At 63.3% G+C, this 21,252-nt stretch carries 31 protein-coding genes and 3 pseudogenes; 15 read left to right on the top strand and 19 right to left on the bottom strand.

Annotation, left to right across the window (positions count from 1 at the left end):
• Together ACUDAL_RS19425 and ACUDAL_RS19430 are read left to right on the top strand one after the other, a co-directional pair.
• Nucleotides 1-204 (top strand): hypothetical protein, encoded by a 204-nt coding sequence (locus tag ACUDAL_RS19425; RefSeq protein ID WP_444679504.1) that lies wholly within the window; start codon nucleotides 1-3, stop codon nucleotides 202-204.
• A 173-nt stretch (nucleotides 205-377) separates the two neighbouring features.
• Nucleotides 378-1,733: a hypothetical protein gene (locus ACUDAL_RS19430; RefSeq protein ID WP_444679505.1), complete on the top strand. Its 1,356-nt coding sequence runs from the start codon at nucleotides 378-380 to the stop codon at nucleotides 1,731-1,733.
• A 15-nt stretch (nucleotides 1,734-1,748) separates the two neighbouring features.
• Here ACUDAL_RS19430 and ACUDAL_RS19435 read toward each other — a convergent pair whose 3' ends face one another.
• The 5 genes and pseudogenes from ACUDAL_RS19435 to ACUDAL_RS19455 all read right to left on the bottom strand — a co-directional run bounded on the left by ACUDAL_RS19435 (nucleotide 1,749) and on the right by ACUDAL_RS19455 (nucleotide 3,393).
• Nucleotides 1,749-2,018 carry a DUF4113 domain-containing protein gene (locus ACUDAL_RS19435; protein ID WP_444679506.1) on the bottom strand — a complete coding sequence of 90 codons (270 nt, stop codon included), beginning with the start codon at nucleotides 2,016-2,018 and terminating at the stop codon, nucleotides 1,749-1,751.
• Nucleotides 1,995-2,206 (bottom strand): annotated as a pseudogene (locus ACUDAL_RS19440) (DinB/UmuC family translesion DNA polymerase); the annotation flags it as partial. The pseudogene ACUDAL_RS19440 and the gene ACUDAL_RS19435, both read right to left, overlap by 24 nt.
• 5 nt (nucleotides 2,207-2,211) lie before the next feature.
• Nucleotides 2,212-2,802 (bottom strand): annotated as a pseudogene (locus ACUDAL_RS19445) (Y-family DNA polymerase); the annotation flags it as partial.
• On the bottom strand, nucleotides 2,708-3,034 hold the full coding sequence (locus tag ACUDAL_RS19450; RefSeq protein ID WP_444679507.1) for a Y-family DNA polymerase: 327 nt from the start codon (nucleotides 3,032-3,034) through the stop codon (nucleotides 2,708-2,710). The pseudogene ACUDAL_RS19445 and the gene ACUDAL_RS19450, both read right to left, overlap by 95 nt.
• Nucleotides 3,031-3,393 (bottom strand): LexA family protein, encoded by a 363-nt coding sequence (locus tag ACUDAL_RS19455; RefSeq protein WP_444679700.1) that lies wholly within the window; start codon nucleotides 3,391-3,393, stop codon nucleotides 3,031-3,033. Before ACUDAL_RS19455 ends, ACUDAL_RS19450 begins: the two co-directional genes overlap by 4 nt.
• Before the next feature lie 282 nt (nucleotides 3,394-3,675).
• Here ACUDAL_RS19455 and ACUDAL_RS19460 point away from each other — a divergent pair, with 282 nt between their 5' ends.
• From ACUDAL_RS19460 to ACUDAL_RS19480, 5 genes are all read left to right on the top strand, one after another.
• Nucleotides 3,676-4,380 (top strand): ParA family protein, encoded by a 705-nt coding sequence (locus ACUDAL_RS19460; RefSeq protein ID WP_444679508.1) that lies wholly within the window; start codon nucleotides 3,676-3,678, stop codon nucleotides 4,378-4,380.
• Between the two features lie 228 nt (nucleotides 4,381-4,608).
• Entirely contained in the window at nucleotides 4,609-5,244 is a 636-nt protein-coding gene (locus ACUDAL_RS19465) for a ParB/RepB/Spo0J family partition protein (protein ID WP_444679701.1), read from the top strand.
• 311 nt (nucleotides 5,245-5,555) lie between these two features.
• A complete protein-coding gene (locus ACUDAL_RS19470) occupies nucleotides 5,556-5,693 on the top strand; it encodes a hypothetical protein (protein ID WP_444679509.1) in 138 nt (45 codons plus the stop codon).
• On the top strand, nucleotides 5,694-6,041 hold the full coding sequence (locus tag ACUDAL_RS19475; RefSeq protein WP_444679510.1) for a helix-turn-helix domain-containing protein: 348 nt from the start codon (nucleotides 5,694-5,696) through the stop codon (nucleotides 6,039-6,041).
• 494 nt (nucleotides 6,042-6,535) lie between these two features.
• Complete coding sequence (locus ACUDAL_RS19480; RefSeq protein WP_444679511.1) at nucleotides 6,536-7,321, top strand: hypothetical protein; 786 nt, start codon at nucleotides 6,536-6,538, stop codon at nucleotides 7,319-7,321.
• Nucleotides 7,322-7,375: 54 nt separating this feature from the next.
• Here ACUDAL_RS19480 and sppA read toward each other — a convergent pair whose 3' ends face one another.
• The 13 genes and pseudogenes from sppA to ACUDAL_RS19545 form a co-directional block, all read right to left on the bottom strand.
• Nucleotides 7,376-8,314 (bottom strand): signal peptide peptidase SppA, encoded by a 939-nt coding sequence (sppA, locus tag ACUDAL_RS19485; RefSeq protein ID WP_444679512.1) that lies wholly within the window; start codon nucleotides 8,312-8,314, stop codon nucleotides 7,376-7,378.
• A gap of 44 nt (nucleotides 8,315-8,358) precedes the next feature.
• The gene (locus ACUDAL_RS19490; protein WP_444679702.1) at nucleotides 8,359-8,838 is read right to left on the bottom strand and encodes a DNA topoisomerase family protein; all 480 of its coding nucleotides are present in this window, start codon (nucleotides 8,836-8,838) and stop codon (nucleotides 8,359-8,361) included.
• A pseudogene (locus ACUDAL_RS19495) lies at nucleotides 8,830-10,081 on the bottom strand (DNA topoisomerase); the annotation flags it as partial. The pseudogene ACUDAL_RS19495 and the gene ACUDAL_RS19490, both read right to left, overlap by 9 nt.
• Before the next feature lie 127 nt (nucleotides 10,082-10,208).
• On the bottom strand, nucleotides 10,209-10,550 hold the full coding sequence (locus tag ACUDAL_RS19500; RefSeq protein ID WP_444679513.1) for a toprim domain-containing protein: 342 nt from the start codon (nucleotides 10,548-10,550) through the stop codon (nucleotides 10,209-10,211).
• 27 nt (nucleotides 10,551-10,577) lie between these two features.
• Entirely contained in the window at nucleotides 10,578-11,024 is a 447-nt protein-coding gene (locus ACUDAL_RS19505) for a TonB family protein (protein ID WP_444679514.1), read from the bottom strand.
• 50 nt (nucleotides 11,025-11,074) lie between these two features.
• Nucleotides 11,075-11,221: a hypothetical protein gene (locus ACUDAL_RS19510; protein WP_444679515.1), complete on the bottom strand. Its 147-nt coding sequence runs from the start codon at nucleotides 11,219-11,221 to the stop codon at nucleotides 11,075-11,077.
• A complete protein-coding gene (locus tag ACUDAL_RS19515) occupies nucleotides 11,221-11,694 on the bottom strand; it encodes a TonB family protein (protein WP_444679516.1) in 474 nt (157 codons plus the stop codon). Before ACUDAL_RS19515 ends, ACUDAL_RS19510 begins: the two co-directional genes overlap by 1 nt.
• Nucleotides 11,691-11,849 carry a hypothetical protein gene (locus ACUDAL_RS19520; protein ID WP_444679517.1) on the bottom strand — a complete coding sequence of 53 codons (159 nt, stop codon included), beginning with the start codon at nucleotides 11,847-11,849 and terminating at the stop codon, nucleotides 11,691-11,693. Before ACUDAL_RS19520 ends, ACUDAL_RS19515 begins: the two co-directional genes overlap by 4 nt.
• Nucleotides 11,850-11,876: 27 nt before the next feature.
• Complete coding sequence (locus tag ACUDAL_RS19525; RefSeq protein WP_421417643.1) at nucleotides 11,877-12,083, bottom strand: hypothetical protein; 207 nt, start codon at nucleotides 12,081-12,083, stop codon at nucleotides 11,877-11,879.
• Nucleotides 12,080-12,511, bottom strand: coding sequence for a TonB C-terminal domain-containing protein (locus tag ACUDAL_RS19530; protein WP_444679518.1), 432 nt, complete (start codon nucleotides 12,509-12,511; stop codon nucleotides 12,080-12,082). Before ACUDAL_RS19530 ends, ACUDAL_RS19525 begins: the two co-directional genes overlap by 4 nt.
• A complete protein-coding gene (locus ACUDAL_RS19535; protein ID WP_444679519.1) occupies nucleotides 12,475-13,455 on the bottom strand; it encodes a TonB C-terminal domain-containing protein in 981 nt (326 codons plus the stop codon). The genes ACUDAL_RS19530 and ACUDAL_RS19535 overlap by 37 nt, the downstream gene beginning before the upstream one ends.
• Nucleotides 13,456-13,734: 279 nt before the next feature.
• Nucleotides 13,735-14,211 (bottom strand): hypothetical protein, encoded by a 477-nt coding sequence (locus ACUDAL_RS19540; protein ID WP_444679520.1) that lies wholly within the window; start codon nucleotides 14,209-14,211, stop codon nucleotides 13,735-13,737.
• Complete coding sequence (locus ACUDAL_RS19545; RefSeq protein WP_444679521.1) at nucleotides 14,192-14,638, bottom strand: hypothetical protein; 447 nt, start codon at nucleotides 14,636-14,638, stop codon at nucleotides 14,192-14,194. The genes ACUDAL_RS19540 and ACUDAL_RS19545 overlap by 20 nt, the downstream gene beginning before the upstream one ends.
• A gap of 292 nt (nucleotides 14,639-14,930) precedes the next feature.
• On the opposite strand from ACUDAL_RS19545, the gene mobH reads away from it, so the two are divergent.
• Nucleotides 14,931-16,217, top strand: coding sequence for a MobH family relaxase (mobH, locus tag ACUDAL_RS19550; RefSeq protein WP_444679703.1), 1,287 nt, complete (start codon nucleotides 14,931-14,933; stop codon nucleotides 16,215-16,217).
• 360 nt (nucleotides 16,218-16,577) lie between these two features.
• Here mobH and ACUDAL_RS19555 read toward each other — a convergent pair whose 3' ends face one another.
• Nucleotides 16,578-16,742: a hypothetical protein gene (locus tag ACUDAL_RS19555; protein WP_444679522.1), complete on the bottom strand. Its 165-nt coding sequence runs from the start codon at nucleotides 16,740-16,742 to the stop codon at nucleotides 16,578-16,580.
• A 745-nt stretch (nucleotides 16,743-17,487) separates the two neighbouring features.
• Between ACUDAL_RS19555 and ACUDAL_RS19560 the strand changes: the two genes are divergently transcribed.
• The 7 genes from ACUDAL_RS19560 to ACUDAL_RS19590 all read left to right on the top strand — a co-directional run bounded on the left by ACUDAL_RS19560 (nucleotide 17,488) and on the right by ACUDAL_RS19590 (nucleotide 21,208).
• The gene (locus ACUDAL_RS19560; protein WP_444679523.1) at nucleotides 17,488-17,748 is read left to right on the top strand and encodes a hypothetical protein; all 261 of its coding nucleotides are present in this window, start codon (nucleotides 17,488-17,490) and stop codon (nucleotides 17,746-17,748) included.
• A gap of 98 nt (nucleotides 17,749-17,846) precedes the next feature.
• The gene (locus ACUDAL_RS19565; protein WP_444679524.1) at nucleotides 17,847-18,089 is read left to right on the top strand and encodes a hypothetical protein; all 243 of its coding nucleotides are present in this window, start codon (nucleotides 17,847-17,849) and stop codon (nucleotides 18,087-18,089) included.
• Between the two features lie 91 nt (nucleotides 18,090-18,180).
• Entirely contained in the window at nucleotides 18,181-20,025 is a 1,845-nt protein-coding gene (gene traD / locus ACUDAL_RS19570) for a conjugative transfer system coupling protein TraD (RefSeq protein ID WP_444679525.1), read from the top strand.
• A complete protein-coding gene (locus ACUDAL_RS19575; RefSeq protein WP_444679526.1) occupies nucleotides 20,022-20,249 on the top strand; it encodes a hypothetical protein in 228 nt (75 codons plus the stop codon). The genes traD and ACUDAL_RS19575 overlap by 4 nt, the downstream gene beginning before the upstream one ends.
• A complete protein-coding gene (locus tag ACUDAL_RS19580; protein ID WP_444679527.1) occupies nucleotides 20,246-20,455 on the top strand; it encodes a hypothetical protein in 210 nt (69 codons plus the stop codon). Before ACUDAL_RS19575 ends, ACUDAL_RS19580 begins: the two co-directional genes overlap by 4 nt.
• Complete coding sequence (locus ACUDAL_RS19585; RefSeq protein WP_444679528.1) at nucleotides 20,455-20,622, top strand: hypothetical protein; 168 nt, start codon at nucleotides 20,455-20,457, stop codon at nucleotides 20,620-20,622. The genes ACUDAL_RS19580 and ACUDAL_RS19585 overlap by 1 nt, the downstream gene beginning before the upstream one ends.
• 7 nt (nucleotides 20,623-20,629) lie before the next feature.
• The gene (locus ACUDAL_RS19590; protein WP_444679529.1) at nucleotides 20,630-21,208 is read left to right on the top strand and encodes a DUF4400 domain-containing protein; all 579 of its coding nucleotides are present in this window, start codon (nucleotides 20,630-20,632) and stop codon (nucleotides 21,206-21,208) included.
• Nucleotides 21,209-21,252: the final 44 nt, after the last annotated feature.

Below are 21,252 nucleotides of genomic sequence, written 5' to 3' on the forward strand. Positions count from 1 at the left end.
ATGCCGGCATATCGCGATGTGCAGACACTACGCCGCGACGCCGCCCAGGTCCGGCGTGAGACAGGGGCGTTCGCCCCGTCGCCCTATCCGGCCTGGAGCGCCGAGGATATGGCCTGGCTGGCAGGCATGGACGATGCCTCGGGCGACTATCCGGCTCAGGCGCCACCGACACGGTCGGGTGAGGCGCAGCTGGCGCTGTTCTGAGACCATGTGGCCATGATCAGGAACGTCTCATCTTCGACCGCAAAGATCCCGTTTGGCCTGCGTGACGGGCGAGTGGTTCACATCGACGAGCTCTCGCCCAGTGAGCGCGGGTTGCGATGCGGCTGTGTCTGCCCCGAGTGCCAGACGTCCCTGGAAGCGAGGATGGGGAGAAGGTGCGGCACTACTTCGCCCACTCGAACAGCGACCGCCCCTGCAGTACCGGAGCCGAAACCGGCATCCACCTTGCCGCCAAGCAGCTCATCGCTGATCGCCTCGCCATCCCGGTGCCGTCCCTGACCGCCAGCGTGGAAGCCGCCGATAGCCGCGGCCACAAGCTCTCCGTATCGAAGAAGATCTATCCGGGGACCGATCGCCACCCGGTCACCCATGCCGCGCTGGAAGTCGGCCTTGGCGATGTTCGGCCCGATCTGGTCGTGACGCTGGGTGGCGTGCAGATCCTGATCGAGGTCGCGGTGACCCACTACATCGACGAGGAGAAGCGCCGTCGTCTCGAGGAGCGTGGCCTGCGCTGCATCGAGATATCGCTTGGCCATGTACAGCGCACCCTGACGCTCAATGTGCTCGAGGACGAGATCTACAACCAGTTTAACGCGATGTGGATCGTCAACCCGCGGCTGGAAGAGGCGCGGCCCGAGCTGGAAGCGAAGCTGGCCGAGCAGATTGCCCAGGCCAATGAACGCAACCGGCGGGCGGACGAGGAGGTGGCCCTGGAGCGTCAGCGCCAGCGAGAGGCCGCCATTCGGGCTGAAGAGAGATGGCTGGCTGACGCCAAGCGTCGCGCCGATGAGCAGGCGAGGCTGGATGAGCAGGCCCGGCTCGATCGCGAGAAGCGAGCCGAAGAGACGAAGGCCAGGTGGGAGGCGCAACGCAAGGCCGATCTCGAAGCGGAGCAGCGGCGTCGAGAAGAAGCGAGGCGCAACTGGGAGCGGGAGCGCGAGGCTCAGAGCCTGACTGGCATGGAGGCGGAGGCCAGGCGGCTCCACACTGCTTGTCGAGAGCTTGCGATGACGCTGCCGGCCACGGCATCGCTACCACAGCGCTTTTCGCTTCCCCAGCTGGAGCGCCATACACGCAAGGCGATGGCGCGAATGGACATTGAGGCGCCCCCGCCGGCCTTGACGCGTTCAATCCCTGGGGACTGGGTGTTTGGCATCGCGCCCGTGGAGTGGAAGCTCGGGCTGTTCCTTGACGTGATCTTCACGCCTCGGGTGTTGTCGGGCACCGAGCACTGGCTCTCGATGGCGGACATGATGGAAAGTGCTCGCTTCCTGGGGCTCCAGGAAGTCGCTCCGCTCGCCGAGGCGCGGGAACTGCACGACAAGGCTCGCTACTACCAGCTGCTGGAAGCCCTACCCGAGGTGAGTCGTCTCGCCACCCTGCCCGATGCCCGTCAGGCGATCATGGATTTCGTCGGGGACCTGGCGAGCTTCAATATGCTCGAGCTCGTTCCTGGTGCTACGGTTGAGTTCACCTTCCGAGGGTTGCCGCCCAACAAGTGGGCTACGTGAGGCACCGCCGCCAGACTAATGCGCCTCCGGCAGCTCATCCCAGCGGGTGGTATAGGCAGGTGACAAGAACTGCCGGCGCATCTCCCACCCTGACGCGACCTCCTCCTGAGCGATCCGTACGGTCCCGCGTCCCATCCTGGCATTGATTCGGTCCATGACGGACATCAGCTGCTCACTGCCGGGCCGGCGCCCTGGGGCAAAGAGATCGTCGGTGCGGTGCCGGGCCGGGACGAACTGCGAGAGCATGACACCGCCCTTGGCATAGGCCGGACCCTCCCGGTACATCTGCTGGAGAGCGCCCATCGCCGCGCCGATCAGCTCGCGGCTGTCATCGGTGGGGGCGGGAAAGGGCACGATCTGGCGTGCGCTGTAGGGCTCCCCCGGCGATCGAACGGTGAGGTGTGGATGAAGACCTGCAGGCAGTGGGTCAGCGACCCCTGGCCACGGAGCTTCGCCGCGGCGCGGGCTGTCAGGCTGGCTAGCGCGGCGGCGAGCCCTCGCGGTCGTGCACCCGCCTGCCGAAGGACTGGCTGGCGATGATCTGCTGCTTGGGTACCGGGTCCTCGTCAAAGGGGAAGCAGCGCTCCCCGTTGAGCTCCCGGGCCGTGCGCTCCACGGTGACGCCGTAGTGGCGTCGCAGCAGTCGCGGGTTGGCCCGCGCCAGCTGCCAGGCGGTAGAGATACCCAGATCAGCCTCCAGCCGGCGGGTCAGTCGCGAGCCTATGCCCCAGACCTCATGGACCGACGCCAGCTTCAAGAGCTTCTCGCGGCGCACCGGGTCGCGCAGGTCGACCACGTTGCCTGTCTGCTTGGCCCACTTCTTGGCGCCCCAGTTGGCGAGCTTGGCCAGGGTCTTGTTCACGCTGATGCCGATCCCCACCGGCATGCCGATCTGTTGTAGCAGGGTGGCACGGGTCTCGTGGCCCCAGGTTTCCAGGTCGTCTCCGAGTCCGCTGAGATCCACCCACGCTTCGTCAATTGAGTACGGCGCCATGGCCGCCACCTGCCGGGCGAGCAGGGCCATCACGCGATCTGAGATGTCCTGGTAGAGCGCGAAGTTGGAGCTGAAAACCGCGACTTCCCCCGTCGATAGAGCGGGGCGATCTCATGCCAGGGGCGCCCATCGGAATGCCGAGGGCCTTGGCCGCCGCGTTTCGGGCAATAGCATTACCGTCGTTACTGGATAAAACAACAGTAGGGAAATCGCGAAGCCATGGGCGAAAGATGATCTCCGCCGAGGCGTACATCGAGTTGCAGTCGACCAAGCCGATGGCATGGTGAGGCGCGGGCAGGGCGCTCATGGCGAGCTCCCCAGGTGATGTAGGTTCCAGGTGGCGACGCCCCAGACCTCGAGCTCCTCGCCATCGCCCAGCACGATCGGGTGGTGGTTCCGGTTCGCCGGGACCAGCGAAACCCGTTCGCCCTCGATCACGAGCGTCTTGACCAGGAACTCGCTTCCCACCCGGGCGACCACGACATCCCCGCTTCGTGCCTGGCGGGCCCGATCGATGATGAGCACGTCATTTGGGTATATGCCAACCTCGATCATCGAGTCACCCCGCGCTCGCACCAAAAAGGTGGAAGGCTCCCGCACTCGCACCAGGTCGTCCAGGGACAGGGAGGCTCGCTCCAGGCTTCCGCCGGTGATGGAAAGCCGCAGCTAGCCTCAGGGTAGAGGGGGAGCATGGCGGGCTCCCCGGACAAGGCAAGGGGGCCCAGAACATCAGCCGACATGAGGGATGGCTCCAGAAAGCTGTATCAATGTACAGGATAAGGAGGGGTGTTGGTTCCAGCAAGGGAGAGGCGGGGTCATGGTCGAGGTTCTAACCCGATCGGACACCAAGTATCGAACGAGCAACGAGCATGATATGGGTATCGCAACGCCAAAATATGGTGCTATGCTGGGGCCAGTATGACCCAATCTCTCAGGCAGGAGCCAGTGATGAGTAGAATCCTCTCCGTGGCGTCCCACAAGGGCGGGGTCGGGAAGTCCAGTACCACGATCTTCCTGGCGCAGCACCTGGCGAACAAGGGGCGACGGGTGCTGGTCATCGACAACGATGCCCAAGGCAACACCACGACCCGGTTGATCCTCGGGGACGATGGAGAACCCGTGCCCCTGGCGTCGACCACGGCGGCCGATCTCTATACCCCGCACCTTGAGCAGCTCGAGGTGACCCACTGTCCTCGCGGCATTGACCTCATCCCGACACCCAAGAACTGCGCTCGCCTGTATGCAATCCAGAGCTCGGAGCTGGATGACTGCCTGGTCTTTCGCAACAACTGCTGGGCACTGCTCGATGACTACGACGTGGTGATCATCGACTGCCCACCGAACTTCGGCGTCACGCTGGTGGCGGCCTTGGCCATGAGCACCCACGTGATCAGCCCCGTCAAGCTATCCGGCTTTGCGATCGATGGCATCGAAGGCATCCTCGGTACCATTGCCAGCGTCAAGGCCCAGTACAACGAGGGGCTCAAGTTCGCCGGCACCTTCATCAACATGCTCGAACCGGGTGCCAAGCGCCAGAACCGCAATGCCCTGGAGTTTCGTAGGGTGCTGGGGGAGCTGGTGCTCAACAATCATCTGGCTCGCCGGCCGCCGATTGATACCGCGATCGACGAGGGGTGCCGATCACCTCACTGACCTATGCCCATGTCGCGGCCAAGGAAGTCGCCGCCCTGATGGATGAAATTGAGGAGCGCCTGCAATGAGCTCAAGCATGCGAGGCCTGGACAGCATCGTCCAGGCCGCCAGCCTGGTGGAAGAAACGGGCCAGAATGTTCTGTCGCTGAATACCGATGACGTGGTGTCTCGCGCCCAATCGCGCAAGAAGTTCAAGCGGATCGAGGAACTGGCGGCGTCCATCAAGGAATCTGGTCAACAGCAGCCGATCGTCGTCTCGCCCAAGAACAGCAAGGGGAAGTACACGATCCAGAAGGGGAGCGACGCTGGCGAGCCTGCAAGCTGCTGGGCTGCAAGGTGGCCGCCATCGTCAACAACCGCCACGAGAAGCCCCTCGAGGCGCTCAGTGGTGAGCTGGCCGAGAATATCCAGCGTGAAGACCTCGAGCCCATGGAGCTGGCTGAGGCGCTAGCCCGTTTCGTCGACGAAGGGAACATGTCCCAGCGCCAGATTGGCGAGATGCTGGGGAAACCCACAACCTACGTGTCGGTATACCTCTCGCTGCTCAAGCTGCAGGACGGCATCAGGGAGCGCCTCTATGACACCGGGCTGGTGACCGATCCCGAGACCCTGAACAACCTGCGCCAGCTGCACAAGCTCGATCCTGAGTGGGTTGAGGAGATCTGCGCTCAGGCAGAGGCCGAGGAAGGCCTCTCGCGTCGCGACACTCGGGAATGGCTGCGTGTGGCGAAGAAGGTCAAGGATCAAGGCGTCCGTCCCAAGGACGCCTTCTTGGCGGAAGGGGCTGCCCCGAAGGAGCCCGAGGCATCGAAGGAGCGCCCGGGGAAGGGGTCGGCAAAGGCACACTACTGGAAGAGCCGGTAGGCCACGAGGACGAACAGGGGGCGGGCGAGGGCGCTTCAGCGCCGCAGCGATCTTCCGAAGGCCAGTCGAGCCAATCAAGCCCGGCGGCCAAGCAAGGGGCGCCCGGTGAACCCGGTGCCGGACCCCAAGGTGGTGCGTCGGAACCGGCAAGCGAGCCTGAGGCTGGCGGTCAAGGTGCCGAGCCCGAACCGTCGGCCCCGCCCGCCGCCACGAAGTCCGAGGCGAAGCAACAAGGCTGGAAGGACATTCCTCCTGAGGCGATCCGGGTCTATTGCGCCTGCGAGATCGATGATGAGGCAGGTGAGGTGCAGATGGGCTGGATCATGACCTCTCGTGTCGATGTAGAAGACGGTTACGTGTGGGTCATGCTGAACAACGACGGCAACGAGGAGCCTGTCCGGCTGCCCGCTGAGGCGATCACGATCACCTCAGTGAGGGCGGTGGACTGAATGACCATGAGCGAAGGACTCAGCAATCCGTGCCGGCGCCGCTACGCCCTGGTCAATGCCCTTGCTGAACTCAAGGAGCCGACGATGTCCGATCTGCATCGGCAGACGGGCATCCCTGAAACCACGATTCGTCGCCTGATGACGACCCTGCGCCAGGAGCTTGCGATCGATCTCCGGTACATCCATCCAGTCAGCACGACGCCATCAGGATCGGGCTATTACGAGCTGCGCAGCTGGGGCATTCTGGATGCCAAGGCGTTCCGACGCACCTTCGGCCACATCCGACGAGGGGACGAGGTGGTGGAAGAGCTCTCACCGCGCAGAGGGGCATCCACTCAGACACGCTGAATCGATGGTACACTGAGGATGCACACAGCTCTCCTCAGGTTGTGCTGCCCCGAGGCTGCTGGCCGCTCTCACACTGCCAGCAGCCTCTCTTTTGCACCTCCGGCTCCCCCGCCCCTCGCTGTACCATCGGAACCGCGTGTCTATAACGCCCACTATTCGGCGCTTGCCTGACCATAAAATGGTGATAGCTTTGACCCTGAAGATCGACCTTTGTGATGCCCACCCTCGACGGAATCGGGCCCACGGAGTCTTTCGAAGAGTGTCGAGCAAGCCCACCACGGGGTGTAAGAGATGGCTTACACGACTAAGGCTGAAGTCGTACGAAGAACGGCCGATAGCGTGATGCAAGGCCTAATCACATTCCCTTACAATGGCTGAGTCTAGGACCTATGACGAATCTCAGCCCGCGTGGCAGGTCACTGCGACCCGAGGGTCTCAGAAGGTGGCCTACCCGACACAACACTATCCAGACATACGAGAGCTGAGGAGGGACGGTGAGCAACTGCCATCCGGGCCCCAGGACAGAACAAACCCTGCTGGAGCTATCGACAGCAAGCCAGCGCATCGAGGCACTCGCCGAGTGGCGCTACACTGGCTTTTGTCAGGACTACGAGGGTCCGATTGCCTACTGTGAGCTGTGCAAGGCCAGTCACCAGCGTTTTCGGTTCCGCCTCGACAATGCCCACAACCGTCGTCGCATCTGGGTGGGGTCCGGATGCGTCCTGGGTCATGCCTTCCGTGTCGAGAAAGACGGCGTGGCTCTCAACCAGCGAGCAGCAGAGCGACACATCCACGATACGATTCAGGGCTTCCTGCGTGACGAGATTGTCGCACGCTTGCTCGTCGTGGCCATGCGCGACACCAATGAGCTGCTCGCCGAGGCCTTGGTGCACTACCAGCAGACTGGTCACCTGACTCCCCGCCATGCGGCCATCTTCTTCGATGCCATCGAGCGCGATCGTATCGACACCACACAGGCCAAGTTCCATATCTACCTGCGCCGCCGGACAGACCAAGCAGAAATGCGCAGCTTGGCCACCTGGCGCGTCTGGCGGTTCTGGCATGCCCTGACGCCGGCGCAGCAGCAGCAAGCTCGTGAACTCGGCCACCGCCCCCGCCGAACAGCCACGTGGCAGTACGCCAGCACCACTCAAAGGGCACGTGTTCGCGGCCATAGCGGTCCCCGATATGATCTCCAGGCGACCCAACAGCAAAGGGCGAGGCTCCGCAGAGTCTCGCCCTTTGTGCGGCTGGAAAGTGTCGGTTACGGCATCTCGTAGCGAACCCCGCGTTCCGGTGCGACTCCAGCCCGAGCATGCTCTGCACCATGGGGCCTAGCCCCTGGTGAGGCGCTCCAGGGTCGACAGACGCGGTGTGTAGTTACGCAGCTCGACACCGCCGATGAGCTTGCGGGACAGCTGCTCAAGCGTCAGGACCTCATCGATCAGCCCCAAGCCCTTGGCCTGCTCGCCGGTCCACACCAGGCCGGAGAAGACATCATCGCCCGCCTTGAGTCGATCGCCGCGGCCGGCCTTCACGTCGGTAATGAACTGCTCATGGGTCGACGAGAGGACCGATTCCCAGAAGGCTCGTTGATCCTCTGTCACCGGGGAGAACGGGTCCATGAACGCCTTGTTTTCGCCGGCAGTGAAGACCCGACGCTCGACACCGAGCTTGTCGATGGCATCACGGAAGCCGAAGCCGGACGAGATGACCCCGATCGAGCCTACCAGGCTGGAAGGCGCCGCGTAGATCTCGCGGGCGGCGGAGGCGACGTAGTAGGCGCCGCTGGCGCCCATGTCCTCGATCCAGGCGAGAATCGGGGTGTCGGGGTGCTGCTCTTCCAGGAAACGGATCTCTTCATAGACGCGCTGGGACTGCACCGGACTGCCGCCGGGGCTATTGATGCGGAGCACCACGGCCGCGATCTTGTCTGCCTCCAGGGCCCGGCGAAGTCCCTCGTTGATGCGTGAGGCGGTGGCCTCTTCATCAGCATCGATCACCCCCTTCACGTCGACGATCCCCAGGTGGCGTTCCACGAGCTCGTCCTTGCCCGCGGCAGCGAAGTGAAGAAAGTAGACCGTATTGGCCAGTGAGGCGAACAGGAAGGTGATGAAGAGCAGGCGGAAGAAGATCTTCCAACGCCTGGAACGCCGGCGCTCGGTGATGGTGCTCTCCATCCACTTGTCGAAGGTCTGCCACTGCTGCTGGCGCAATGCCTCATCGGGACCGACCATCTGGCTGTCGCCAGTACCATGGTTCATTTGGTTCATCTCTCGTTCCTTGTGCAGGGGATCTATCCGGTGCTGACGAGGTGTCATGCAGTCGTGGTGCGCTTGCGCTTGTAGGGCAGCCGGCCCTTGCACTCTGGGTAGCCGGAGCATCCCCAGAACTTCGTGGCACGCGTTTTGCCGGGGGCCTTGCCGCTACGCAGGCGCATGGTCTTCCCGCAGTCAGGACAATCGGGCCCATCCTCGGGCTCGGTGCGTTGCTGCGGCTTGCCGCGGTTGTCAGGGAAGGTCTTCTTGCAGCTCGGGCTCTGGCAGCCCCAGAAGAAGCCGTTCTTGCCCTTGATCCGCTTGAGCGGACTGCCGCAGGTGAAGCAGGGGTGGGTCGTGCCCTTGGCGTCGGCGAAGGCCGCCTTGAGGCCGCTGTCCTGTTGAGTAAGCTGCTCGGCGTTGGTCTTGACCGTGGTCACCATGGTCGAGACCCAGCCGGTGATCTGCTCCATGAAGGTGGTCATGCGTGCCTCGCCGGCAGCGATCTTCTCGAGCTGCTGCTCCCAGGCGGCCGTCATGCCCGGGGACTTCACGGCCTCGGGCAGGATGGTCACCAGGGCGTGGGCCTTGTCGGTGGCGTGCAGGGTCTTCTTCTTTCGCTGCAGGTAGCCCCGGTCCACGGCGCCCTGGATGGTGCCGGCACGTGTGGCTGGCGTCCCCAGGCCGGCGGTGTCCTTGAGGATCTGCTTGAAGCGCGGCTCGGTGACGAAGCGTGCGATGTTCTCCATGGCCGCCAGCAGTGTGGCTTCGGTGAAGTGGGGCGGGGGCGGGTGAGCTTGTCGGCGAGCTCGGCCCCGTTGATCACCGCCGGCTCGCCCTGGCGCATCGGTGGCAGCTGGTCCTGTTCGGGGTTCTCATCCTTCGTCTCGCCCTCATCCTCGGGGGCGGACTCCAGATCCGAGTTGAAGATCACCTTCCAGCCCTGCTTGAGCGGCGTCTTGCCGCGGGCATTGAAGAGGTGCTGGCCGGCCGTTACCTGGATCTTGGTGCGGTTGAACTCGCAGGGGGCATAGAACTGGGCCACGTAGAAGCGGCGGATGCAGTCGTAGAGGTTGAACTCGAGCTCCGACATCTTGGAAATGTCGGTGCGGGCCGGCGTCGGGATGATCGCGTGGTGGGCGGTGACCTTGCTGTCGTTGTAGGCCCTGGAGCTGCGCTGGGGATCGGCGCCGGCCACCAGGCCCGAGAAGGACTGGTCGGTCAGCATCAGGCCCTGCAGGGTGTCGGCAATGTCCTCGCGCTGAGACTCGGGCAGGTAGCGTGAGTCGGTACGCGGGTAGGTGGTGGCCTTGTGGGTCTCGTAGAGCGCCTGGGCGCCATCGAGGACCTGCTGCGCCGTGTAGCCCCAGCGCTTGGCGGCATACTGCTGCAGCGAGGTCAGGTCGAAGGGCAGGGGGCGGACTCCTTTCCGGCCTTGGTCTCGGCCGTACTGATGACGGCACTGACCCCGCGCACCTGCTGCGCCACTTGCTCGGCGAAAGCCTTGTTGATACAGCGGCCCTGGTCGTCGGCCAGCTCTTCCGGCACTTCCCAGACGGCGCGGAACGCCCCGCTCTGTACCGACACGTCAACGCTCAGCACGTAGTAGGGCGCCGGGGTGAAGTTGGCGATCTCCTTGTCACGTTGACACACCAGCGCCACGGTCGGGGTGATGACCCGGCCGACGTGCAGTGTCTCGTCGTAACCGATCTTCCGCGCCAGCACGGTGTACAGACGTGACATGTTCATGCCGATCAACCAGTCTGCCCGGGAGCGGGCCATGGCCGCGTGATACAGGGCACGGTCTCGTCGCCGGGGCGGATGTCGGCCAGGGCCTTACGGATGCTGGTCTCGTCGAGGGCTCGGAGGCACACGCGCTTGACGGCACCGCGGTAACGGCACCGGTCCATCAGCGACCGGGCAATGGCTTCTCCTCCCGGTCATGGTCGGTGGCGATGAAGACCTGATTGGCCTTGCCGAGCAGCTCCTTGATCACCTTGAACTGCTTGGCCCCGGACTTCTTCACGTGGTAGCGCCACTGGTCGGGGGCGATCGGCAGCGTCTCCATGTTCCAAGACTTCAGCGCGGGGTCGTAGGCGTCGGGCATGTCGAGCTCGAGCAGATGGCCGAAGGCCCAGGTCACCATCCGGTCGCCGCCATCATGGAGGTACCCCTCGGCTCGCTTGGAGATGCGCAGTACCTGTGCCAGGTCTTTGGCCTGACTGGGCTTCTCGCAGATGTAAAGGTCCATTGGTTCCTCCTGTGGCGGTCGGCCACGTCATGATGATGACGGTCGGCCGAAGGTCAGCTGGAATCGCTGAAGCAGGCCGCGTGAGTGTTCCGAGACCTCCTGGATCTCGGTGAAGGGCTGCGCACGCTCGACGGCACGACGTACCGAGGCGTCGAACTCGCGATTACCCGATGAGGCGGTGATGTCGATACCGCGAACCTCGCCCCGGGCATCGAGCTCGACGCGGACCTTGGCACCTCGCGACACCTGCACCGGTGATGCCCACCGCCAGTGCTCCCCGGTTCTGGCGCCGATCCGGCGCATGGCGGACTGGAAATCGGCCCGGCTACGCACCTCTACCTCGCTGACACAGCCAGACGTCGTGCAGATCGATGCCGTGACGTGACAGGAGGCATCATCTTCGTCCTGTGCCGGGAGGCGCCCCAGCGGGTCAACCAGACCGCCATCGCACTCTTTGATGTCCTGCCGGTACACCGAGCAGTCTGCCGACAGGCAGGTCTTGGGGCCCTCACTGGCGCCTCGAGTCACGAGCCGCTGGGGGTGGGCGTTTCGCCATCCAGCGACTCGTCATCACCAAGGCGTGTCCCCTGGAAGACGATGAACAACCCCACGAGGGTGCCAATAGCAATGAAGGTGGTGACGGGCACGTTGTTGCTCTGGTCGCTGGCCATCAGGGTTCTCCCTCTGTAGCCGAGGCGGCGGCCACGCCGCCGAACGACAAGTTGATGCGAGTCAGCAGAACCCGCATCTCTGGGGCCATCTGCCGAATCTCGTGATAGGGGGCGCTCCGCTCAATGGCGGCCAGAGCCTGGCTGTCGAAGGTGCTGCTTCCCGACGACCGCAGGATTTCGGTCCCGCGTAGCTCGCCCTCTTCGGTGAGCGTGACGCGGACACGCGCCCCACGATGGCTCGACATCCGGCCTTCCCAGTTCCGCCAGGTGCGATCACCGATCTGGTCCACGGTGGCGGTGAACTCATCAGAATTGCGAATCTCGCGCTCCGTCGCACAGTCCTTCACGACGCAGATGTAAGCCTCCTGGCGACACCTCGCGTTCTCGAGGTCCCCCTGAGCATGGCGTCTCGCATCGGCGGCACTGGCACAGTGCAGCTGATGGGTCCGGTAGACCCAGCAATCGTCGCTCAAGCACTCCTCGTCCTCCTGAGTAGGGAGAGGGAGATCGATCGGGGCAGGGCCGGCTCGTCCCGATCCGCTTCCGCCGAGTTCAGGATGTAGTAGCCGGCGGCACCTAGGCCGCCGAGCACGACACAGGATGTGATGAAGGTCCGAATCAGTGACATCTGTCCCCCGTCTTCGTCCGGTGGACGTCATGCCACGCGGCATGTCCTGGTGGTCATCTGGGCCCACTGCGCAGCCAGCTGCTTCAGCTCCTCTCGCTGATCGGCGATATCTGCCAGTGTCCCGGCGATCACCACGGCAGCATCTTCCGGATTGCCACGTGAGGCGGCTTCCTCCAGCACGATCAGGAGGTCCTGGCCCAGCCGGTCCTTGCCTTCGGTGTCTGCCGCCATCATCGAATCCCCTCTGCTCGGAAATGCAGGTTGAACTGCTGCAGCTCCTGCTGCTCCTTCAGTGACAGCTGGCGAATCCCGTCAAACGGTGAGGCTGAACGGATCGCATCGCTGATGCTGTCGTTGATCGCCTCATCGTCGCTGGGGCGCAGATAGTTGATAGCCAGCACGTTGCCGAACGGGACGGCCAGGCGAATCTGGACGGAGACTTCGCTGTCCGCGTCGAAACTGTCGGGGCGGTCCCATTCGGCCTCGATCATCCGTCTCACCTGCGCCGCATAGCTGGGGTCCTCTTCGACGACCTCTTCCTGTACCTCAGCAGGCTCATGCACGGTCCACTGGGCTTCCCACGCCTCGATGGCGTCTCGCGACCCGAAGGTCAGGGAGAAGTCCGTCAACAGCGCCTGGGCTGTCTCGTCGAGCTCCAGCACTTCCTGGAAGGGGCTGAGGCCTGTGCCGCGGCAAGCACCGATGCATCGTAGGCGTCGTTGCCGGAAGAGCGTGAGATGGTGATGTCAGCGGCCTCACCCGCGTTTTCGAGGTGCACCTTGACGATGGCGCCATGCTCGGAGTAGTCATCCCCCTCATAGCGCCATGACTGGCCGACGCGACGCCCGATGGCCACGATGGTGTCAGTGAACTCGGGGGACTCGATGATCTGCTGGCGCTCTTCCGGGCTCAGCGTTGCAGCATCGCCCGAGGCTGCCGGAATGGAATCGCCAGCCTCACTGCCCTCGATGGCGGTTGGCGTGTCGCGTTCCGACATGATGCGGGCCAGCTCTGCTTCCATCTCCTCAGGCTCGGGGATCGATGCCGAGCCCTCATCGGATTCTTGGGGCTCCGAGGGGGATGTCGGCACGGTTGTCGAAACATCGGCGGTGTCACCACTTGCGGCAGAACTTGCCGTGCTACGGCCACCCCCGAAGTCGAGCTGGTAGTCGTCAGTGGCGCCGCCGGCATCTGCGGTCTCATCACCGGCGCCCCCGTAGTAGGGCTCTTGAGAGGAGCCGCGACTCAGATCGTCGAGGTAGCGGGAGCTGCCCGTGACGGTCCCCGGAGCCTCTTCAACGGCGTTGCCGGGCGCGTCGTCCAGCGCCAGCGGGGATGCTGATGTGTCAGCACGGTGTTCTGGCGATGGCACGTCGTACCCCGTTGCCTCGGTGTCGGGGTAAGTCGGCTCATAGTCATCGGGGAATAGGTTGGGCGTCGCGCCGTTGCGACGTTCTGTCGGCTCCAGCTCGCTCGATGATGAAGCAAAGAGCTCGGTGGGATTGCCCACCTTATCGATCCCCTGGCCCACCCAGTCGGTCACACTGCCGGTATAGATGCCATAGGCCCCCACGCCGGCCAGGCCGAGAACGAGGGCTGTGGGCACCAGGCTCTTTTTCTTGCTAGCCGTGGGCTCCTGGGGGGTGGGGGTGTTTTTTCACTCATGAGTCGTTATTCCTGAGCTCGTGTCACTGGAGGGCGCGGCAAGGGTTGACCACTGACCGAGGGCGGACGGAGTCGCTCACGATGTCCCGATCTGCCCGAGAGGGATTGTCGGACTCGCAGAAACGGGTCCAGGCACGCAGGTAGTCCTGATAGTCGTAGCTGGGTGGCCGGCAGTGGCTGACAAGCGCGTCAGGGATGTTGCGGCGGCCACCGGCGCGGGTCACGAAAGTCCAGTCGGGCTCGTCCATTCCCTTGCCGGCATTGCAGAAACGCTCCCAGCGCTCCATCTCGTAGAGGGAATAGCCCTGGCTCCAGGGGAGTCATCCTTGCGCAGCTCGCCAAGCCGGGCCAGCGCTTCGCGGACGGTGTCCTCGTCTGTGCCGGTCTGGTCGGCGATGTCCGCCGTGCTGGCATAGCGGTCGTTGAACGGTTCGCCCAGCACGTGGATGTAGGCCGGCTGTCGAATCGCCGCCCCGCCACGCCCCATGTTGTCCCATGCGAGGGTGAGCTGACGGTCAACTTGAAGCATCTTGGCCTGGGCCCGCCCCTGGTGGTCAGCCCAGGCCTCGAGGCGTTCCACGGCTTCGCGGTTCTCCTTCGAGGGATGACGCTCCGCCTCGGCCCGAAACTCGGGCAAATGCTCGTTGACCCACTCCGCGGTGGGGTACTCAGGAATTTCAGGCAGTGTGCTCCCCACTGCGCACCCGGCCAGCGCGATGGCGGCAGCCAGAGGTAGAAGTTGTTTCATCATTGCGCCTTCTCCGTTTCCGAGAGGGAGTGCTGTCGACCAGGGCGATGTGGGGTCGTGGGTCACTGACGCGGCCTGGCATGGGTTCAAAGTGGATGGCACCGCTGACGTGCTGCTGATGGTGCAGGAGCAGCTCGGTGGTCTCCCGGGGCACGTTCATCTCGCCGTTCTCCAGGGCTTTGACGAAGACCGGAGAAACATGGGGTGCAAGCAGCTCGTACAGCCCCTCACGCTCATCAGCCGGGCAGGAGAAGATGTTGCGCATGGTGGCGGGGCCACCACTGACATGCCCGGCCAGCACCCAGAGGCCATCGATCTCGCGCTGCGTCTCGAGCTCGATGCTGACGTGGCCGTTGCTCGTGAGATGAACCTTCATGCCTTGTTCTCTTCTGGTGATGGATGAATTGCGAGCGAGTGTATCGGGTCATGCGCATGTCACTGGGGTGCCAAAGTGACCATGAAGGGCGCGACGAGAGGGGAGTGCTCGGCTGAATCTCTGTCACCATGTCGGCAAATTGAAGAACCAGGACATGACCCGAGATGCTGAGTGCACTGACGCGATGGCTGCCCTTTGCTGGGGTAAAAGTACCGGAGGGGAAGCTACGCCTGACGCCGGCGGGTGACCTGGAGGATGACGAGATTCCGCGCTATCCCCCTTCGCCAAGGGCCTGCCTGCGGCCCCTATTGAGAAGGTGCTGCTGACGCAGCGCGAGTTGATCGCTCGTATTCAGCAGACCCTCGGGCTGTCGAATGAAGAGTTCGAGCGGCTGATGCGCCCGGTGCTGCATAACTACGCGGAGTTCGTCCACCTTCTCCCTGCCTCGGAAGCCCACCACCATCGTGGTGCTGGGGGACTGTTCCGCCATGGCCTGGAGGTTGCCTTCTGGGCGACCCAGGCCTCTGAGGCGGTGATCTTTGTTCGTGATGGCACCCCGCGAGAACGCCGCAACCTGGAGCCGTGCTGGCGCTTGGCCGTGTGCCTGGCCGCCTTGCTCCATGACCTGGGCAAGCCGTTGTCCGATGTCACCGTGACGGACAAGCTCGGCAAGACCGAGTGGAACCCCTACGCCGAATCGCTGATGGATTGGGCCCGTGAGAACGGTATCGAGCGGTATTTCCTGCGCTGGAACAAGGGGCGGCATGAGCGACATGAACGCTTGGCCACGCTGGCGCTGAACATGGTGCTGACCCCGGACGTGCGTCGTTACCTGCGTGCACCGGGACCCGATCTCATGAAGGCGGTGGTAGAGGCGATCTCTGGGACGAGCGCCCTCCATCCGGTGACGCAGCTTGTGCTGAAAGCCGATCAGGAGAGCGTCAAGCGTGACCTGAAGGAGAGCCGACTCAACATCGATGAGCACTCGATTGGCTTGTCTATCGAGCCTTACATCATCGATGCCATTCGCTCTCTGGTCGTCTCCAAGCGCTGGAAGGTCAATGTGGCTGGCGCACAGGTCTGGCACCTGACCCAGGGCGCCTTCATTGCCTGGAAGGCAGCAGCACCCAGTCTGGTCAAGCACCTGCAGGACAACAATGTACCGGCCGTGCCGCATGATCCGGACACCCTGGCGGACTACCTGATTGACCGGGGCTTCGCGGTTCCCCGCCCTGTGCCCAATAGCGATGCCGACAGCGAAGCCTACTATCGGTACTGGGAAGTGGCACCTTCCGCGCTCGAGGAAGGTGAGATTGCCATGAACGCCAAGATCCTCATGCTCCGCATGGAGGACATCTCGCTGGTGTTTGGAAACAGCGAGAATCCGCCTGCACCCATCGAGGCGACGATCACGGGCGAGGATGGGAAAGAGGGTCAGGCCAGCACGACGGTCGGGGCCTCTCCGCAAGAGTCGGTCGCTGAGGCGGGTAACGGCGCGGCGTGTGTTCCGCATGCGGAACGCTCGACAGAAGAGTACAACGGCGACGATGCCGCCGAGGAGCCCTGGCCAATGCCCTAGCAACACTTGGTGGCACGGTGGTGCCAGAGCCAACGGATCAGGCTGATGATGCTGACGTTGACGATCGGACTGCCAACGACCCGGGTTCTGAAGCCGAGGTCCCGAGCAGCGTGCCAACCGTGGCCCCGGTGAAGCAGAGCCCCTCGCCAGGTCTACTCGATCGTAAGGGCCCGCAGAGTGGCGGAGCATCGGCGCCCGTCATCGATCTGGGGCCCTCAAGGTCACCGTCTGCGCGGCGCGATGCTGCTGCCGTTCCCTCCTCAGAGCCCCGGGCCAAGGCCGAGACCACCGCGCCGGAAGTGCAAGCGCCCGCAAAGCCCCCTTGATGCACCCGATGTCGGGGACACGGCTATGAATGTGTCACCGCCATCCGCTGAGCCGCTCGGTGGTGTCGAGGATTTTGCCGCCAAGCTGAGCCAGGGCCTGGGCATGGACCTGCCTTTTGATATGCCGGAGCCTCAAGCTGCGACGCAACAGAACGAAGGCGCTGCACAGGAGAGGAAGAAGCAGGATGATACCCAGCACATCGAGGAAGGCCCCGTCTCATCGCCGGCTGACGCTGAGAGCGATGTGCCACGGCAGACACCGACATCAATGCCGCCGTCGCCACCCCTCGGTTTCCTGGATATGCCGTTCCCTGGGATGAGTGCTGGCGCAAGCGACGATGCGGTGCCGGAGCCAGCACCGGATGTTCAACCGACAGCCTCACCCGCGCCGAAGGCGAAGGTTGAAGAAGTCCAGTTGTCTCCTGAGGTCCGTCCCTCTGCCCCCCAGCCTACGAACCCCGCCCCCGTCACGGCGGACATCGACCTGACGCCGGGTGGAAGTCGGCACCAGAGCGACACCTCAAAGAAAAAGCGTAAGCCGAAGACGAAGCGCACATCCCGACCGGAAGCCCAGCATGAGCGGGTAGCGTCGGTGCCGACATCCGAGGTGGAGACGGTGTCGGAGCCTGCCATCATCAACGAGCCCCTGGCGATGCCTGTGAATTCTGAGTCAGGGACAGCACCCCCTGAACCATCCCCGGCCGACTCAAGCTACGTGAAGGATATCCCGTGGCGCCTCTATGGGGAGGCTGGGGCTGCCCTTCGCCGTTTGGTGAAGCCGGTACTGAAAGGGACGGCCACCCTGGGGAGGCCGTTATCCGGAGCGGGGACGACCTGTGCTTGCTCTGGCCGGCGGCAGCTGAGTCGGCAGGGGTCGGGGCTGAAGCACTGAAGGATCTCCTGGGTGATCAGAGCATGCTGGCAGTCGCCGAGGGGGATCGATCGTGCATGAACGTGATGGGCTCGATGTACTGGTGTTGCAAGGCGACTTGGTCGACGTGATCTGTCAGCGTTTCGCGGCACGCGAAGCCGATCTCGAGGCGGCGCTTGTCGCGGCAGCGCCCGACACCTCTCCTGCTGCTGAGGAAGAAAAGAGCGCGGTGCAAGAGGAGTCAGAACCGAAGGGCAGCGACCCGGAAAAGCTCGAGACTACTCCGCCGGCATCGCTCCCCGGGCAGCTGAGAAGCCATCCACGCCTATCGTGAGGCGGCGTAGCGCTACGGAAAAGCCCCCTGGTGCTGACTATGACGAGCTGACGGCGCCCCTCCACGGGTTCGCCGGCGCTATCCCGGACTTCGATGTCATGACCCCGATCGAGGTGGATGACGAACACGACGCCATGGATGCCTTCTCCGTGGACGACTCGGCAATAGACATCGGGCTCACCCCCGACACGATGACCGCCAAGGAAGCCCTACTGCGGCTCAAGGCCATGATTGTCCAGGGAGAGGGGAGTGGCTGGTGGGCAGCGTTCGTCGGGATGGCGACATGCTGGTGGTCAATGACCACGCCTTGGACAGGATCGGTGTCGACTACCCCGACCTGACCCGCAACCGGTTGAGAACCGTCGTGAAAACCCATGCGTTGGGCATTTCGCTCGTGGGCAAAGAGAACAAGCTGCTGGTGAGGAAGCCAACATGAGTGGTGATCTTGAATATGAAATGCCGTGGCGGCCCAACTATGAGGCCATGGCTATCGGTGGCTGGGCCGGCGCCTCTGTGCTGGCGCTGGGTATCAACCAGCTCAGCCAGATGCCGCCGGAGCCCTTCTACTGGATGACGGGCGTATGCGGGGTCATGGCCATGGCGCGAATCCCCAAAGCCATCAAGCTGCACACCTTGAAAAAGCACCTGGGCGGGCGTGAGCTGGAGTTCCTGAAGATCGACAAGCTCCAGAAGGTCATCGCCAAGCATCCTGATGAGATGTGGTTGGGATACGGCTTCCACTGGGAGGCACGGCATGCGCAGCGTGCCTTCGAGATCCTCAAGCGGGACTGGTCGTCCATTGTGGGTCCACACGGGGGGCGCCATAACGGCAAGGAGATGCCCATTGGTCAGTCGTGGATTCATGGACTGGAACCGAAAGAGCAGAAGATCTACCAGCCCCTCAAGCACAGCGAGGGCCATACGCTGATCGTCGGGACCACGGGGTCAGGCAAGACGAGGATGTTCGACATCCTGATCTCCCAGGCGATCATGCGCGGTGAAGCAGTGATCATCATCGATCCCAAGGGCGACCAGGAGATGCGTGATAACGCACGGCGAGCATGTGAGGCGCTAGGTACCCCCGAGAGGTTCGTGGCCTTCCACCCCGCATTCCCCGAGGAGTCAGCGAGGATCAATCCCCTGCGCAACTACTCACGAGTGACTGAGATCGCCTCGCGGATCGCGGCGCTGATCCCCTCGGAGGCTGGCGCGGACCCCTTCAAGAGCTTCGGTTGGCAGGCACTGAACAACATTGCCCAAGGCCTGGAGCTCGTCTACGAACGGCCGAGCCTGGTGAACCTGAGGCGCTTCCTCGAGGGTGGTGCGGACGGTTTGGTGATCCAGGCCATCAGCTCCTACGCCGCCCGCCACGTCGAGGGCTGGGAGGCAGACGCCAAGCCGTACCTCGAGAAGGCTAGCGGTGGCCCCCGCGAGAAGCGGGCCCGGATGCTCAGCCGCTACTACTTCGAGCGTATTCAGCCGACCAAGCCCTCGACCGAGCTGGAGGGCCTGCTGTCGATGTTCCTCCACGACAACACCCACTTCGGCAAGATGGTGGCCTCGCTGCTGCCGATCATGAACATGCTGACCTCCGGATCGCTGGGGGAGCTGCTTTCCCCGGACCCCTCCGACACCAGCGATTCGCGCCCGATCACGGACTCTGCCAAAATCATCAACAACGCCATGGTGGCCTATATCGGCCTGGACTCACTCACCGATAACATGGTGGCGAGTGCGATCGGCTCGATCTTCCTCAGCGACCTCACGGCGGTGGCGGGGGACCGGTACAACTTTGGCGAGAACAACCAGCAGGTCAACATCTTCGTCGATGAAGCGGCGGAGGTGATCAACGACCCCTTCATCCAGCTCCTGAACAAGGGCCGCGGTGCCAAGCTGCGACTCTTTGTGGCGACGCAGACGTTCGCGGACTTCGCCGCCCGCATGGGGAGCCAGGAGAAAGCGCTGCAGGTGCTGGGCAACATCAATAATACGGTGGCGCTCCGTGTCAAAGATGCGGATACGCAAGAGTACGTCACCAAAGGCGTGCCACCCACACGCGTCAAATATGTGATGCGCACGCAGGGCAAAATACGGATGGTGAACAACCGATCATGCATGGGGGTAACCAGGGCGAGCGCCTCATGGAAGAGGAGAGCGAGCTATTTCCCTCACAGCTGCTCGGCATGCTGCCGAACCTCGAATACATCGCCAATATCTCTGGCGGGCAACTTATCAAGGGGCGGCTTCCCATCCTCACCGGGTGACGGGATGCCATGAACGAAGATAGTTATACGAAAAGAAACCAGGGCACTGACCTGGAGGTCGTCAGAGTGATCACAGAAGAACGCCGTTTTGGCATGACCGAAGCCATCAGGCAGCGAGGTCGGCGCTACGCCGACATCGTGGACCTGCTCTTTTTGATTGGCCCAAGGCCAAGGACGTCATTGAAAACCTGCGTGCCTACGTCTCAGAGCATATCCAGCGTCACGATGATCCAGTGATCTACACCATCATTACCGAGGCGCTGGATGAGTACCACGACGCGGTCTACAACCCCGGCGGCCGGAAGCTGGAAGACCCGTTGCGCCTGGCGGTCTTCATCAATGCGCTTGTAACGGCCACGTGCCGGGAGCTCCAGATTGTCATCACGAATGATGCCGGCAACTCCTGGTCTCTGGCCAGTGGCACCCTTTCGCGTCCTGGCTGATGGCCAACGATGGAGAGCTGACGATCTACAGCCAGGCGCCGTCTGACGAGAGCTCTCTGCGCGAGGTGATCTATTCGCTGCTGACCAGTGAGTCGGTGAAACGGATTTTGAAGAGGGCTGGCCATGAAGACGCCGTTCTGGCTAATCGCGTGGTTACTGATCGCTGAGATGTTCGTGATCCTCGTGTTTGTGCCCGGCCACTGGACGGAGCGTGTCATCGAGAAGGAGTCTGCCATGGTGCAGAGCCAGCTTGGGCGCAACACGGTCGAGTGGATCGATCAGAAGGCGCTCAACTGGTACAACATCTCCATGTGGGAAAGTGGCGTCTACAAGACCCTGCACACATTGCTGATCCCCACCCCCGAGGAACGGGCCTCAAGTCGCGGCATGCAGAACATGGGAAGCCAGATTTTCCCCTGGGTCGAGGACCGCCTAGCGTCTCTGATGCATGTCGTCTACCAGGTCTGCGCTCGTATTGCGCTGCTGGCAGTCTGGGCACCCTACATGCTGATCCTGCTGATCCCCGCCGTCTGGGACGGCTACATGGGCTGGAAGATCAAGCGGACCAACTTCGACTACGCCAGTCCGGTTCTGCATCGCTATGGGATACGGGGGGTATTGCTGGTAGCACAGTGCCTGCTCATCGCCTTCTTCGCCCCCATCGCCCTCAACCCCATCATTATCCCACTGACCATGATGGTGGCGTGCGTCATGTTCGGCTTGGCGCTAGCGAACCTCCAGAAGCGGGTGTAAGCCTCCATCGAAACTCCTGCCTGACCTCAGCGCCCCTCCCGGGG

This window comes from Halomonas sp. E19, from assembly GCF_052439355.1.
GTDB lineage: Bacteria > Pseudomonadota > Gammaproteobacteria > Pseudomonadales > Halomonadaceae > Halomonas.

Excerpts from the sequence above, each read along its gene's own strand:
- ACUDAL_RS19460 (WP_444679508.1), top strand. The coding sequence starts at position 3,676 with ATGAGTAGAATCCTCTCCGTGGCGTCCCACAAGGGCGGGGTCGGGAAG.
- ACUDAL_RS19525 (WP_421417643.1), bottom strand. The coding sequence starts at position 12,083 with ATGATGGCGGCAGACACCGAAGGCAAGGACCGGCTGGGCCAGGACCTC.
- ACUDAL_RS19435 (WP_444679506.1), bottom strand. The coding sequence starts at position 2,018 with ATGTACCGGGAGGGTCCGGCCTATGCCAAGGGCGGTGTCATGCTCTCG.
- ACUDAL_RS19565 (WP_444679524.1), top strand. The coding sequence starts at position 17,847 with ATGACCCCGATCGAGGTGGATGACGAACACGACGCCATGGATGCCTTC.
- ACUDAL_RS19575 (WP_444679526.1), top strand. The coding sequence starts at position 20,022 with ATGAACGAAGATAGTTATACGAAAAGAAACCAGGGCACTGACCTGGAG.
- ACUDAL_RS19425 (WP_444679504.1), top strand. The coding sequence starts at position 1 with ATGCCGGCATATCGCGATGTGCAGACACTACGCCGCGACGCCGCCCAG.
- sppA (WP_444679512.1), bottom strand. The coding sequence starts at position 8,314 with ATGAACCAAATGAACCATGGTACTGGCGACAGCCAGATGGTCGGTCCC.
- ACUDAL_RS19585 (WP_444679528.1), top strand. The coding sequence starts at position 20,455 with ATGGCCAACGATGGAGAGCTGACGATCTACAGCCAGGCGCCGTCTGAC.
- traD (WP_444679525.1), top strand. The coding sequence starts at position 18,181 with ATGAGTGGTGATCTTGAATATGAAATGCCGTGGCGGCCCAACTATGAG.
- ACUDAL_RS19470 (WP_444679509.1), top strand. The coding sequence starts at position 5,556 with ATGGGCTGGATCATGACCTCTCGTGTCGATGTAGAAGACGGTTACGTG.
- ACUDAL_RS19490 (WP_444679702.1), bottom strand. The coding sequence starts at position 8,838 with ATGACGGCCGCCTGGGAGCAGCAGCTCGAGAAGATCGCTGCCGGCGAG.
- ACUDAL_RS19475 (WP_444679510.1), top strand. The coding sequence starts at position 5,694 with ATGACCATGAGCGAAGGACTCAGCAATCCGTGCCGGCGCCGCTACGCC.
- ACUDAL_RS19520 (WP_444679517.1), bottom strand. The coding sequence starts at position 11,849 with ATGTCACTGATTCGGACCTTCATCACATCCTGTGTCGTGCTCGGCGGC.
- ACUDAL_RS19510 (WP_444679515.1), bottom strand. The coding sequence starts at position 11,221 with ATGGCCAGCGACCAGAGCAACAACGTGCCCGTCACCACCTTCATTGCT.
- ACUDAL_RS19545 (WP_444679521.1), bottom strand. The coding sequence starts at position 14,638 with ATGAAGGTTCATCTCACGAGCAACGGCCACGTCAGCATCGAGCTCGAG.
- ACUDAL_RS19500 (WP_444679513.1), bottom strand. The coding sequence starts at position 10,550 with ATGGACCTTTACATCTGCGAGAAGCCCAGTCAGGCCAAAGACCTGGCA.
- ACUDAL_RS19450 (WP_444679507.1), bottom strand. The coding sequence starts at position 3,034 with ATGAGCGCCCTGCCCGCGCCTCACCATGCCATCGGCTTGGTCGACTGC.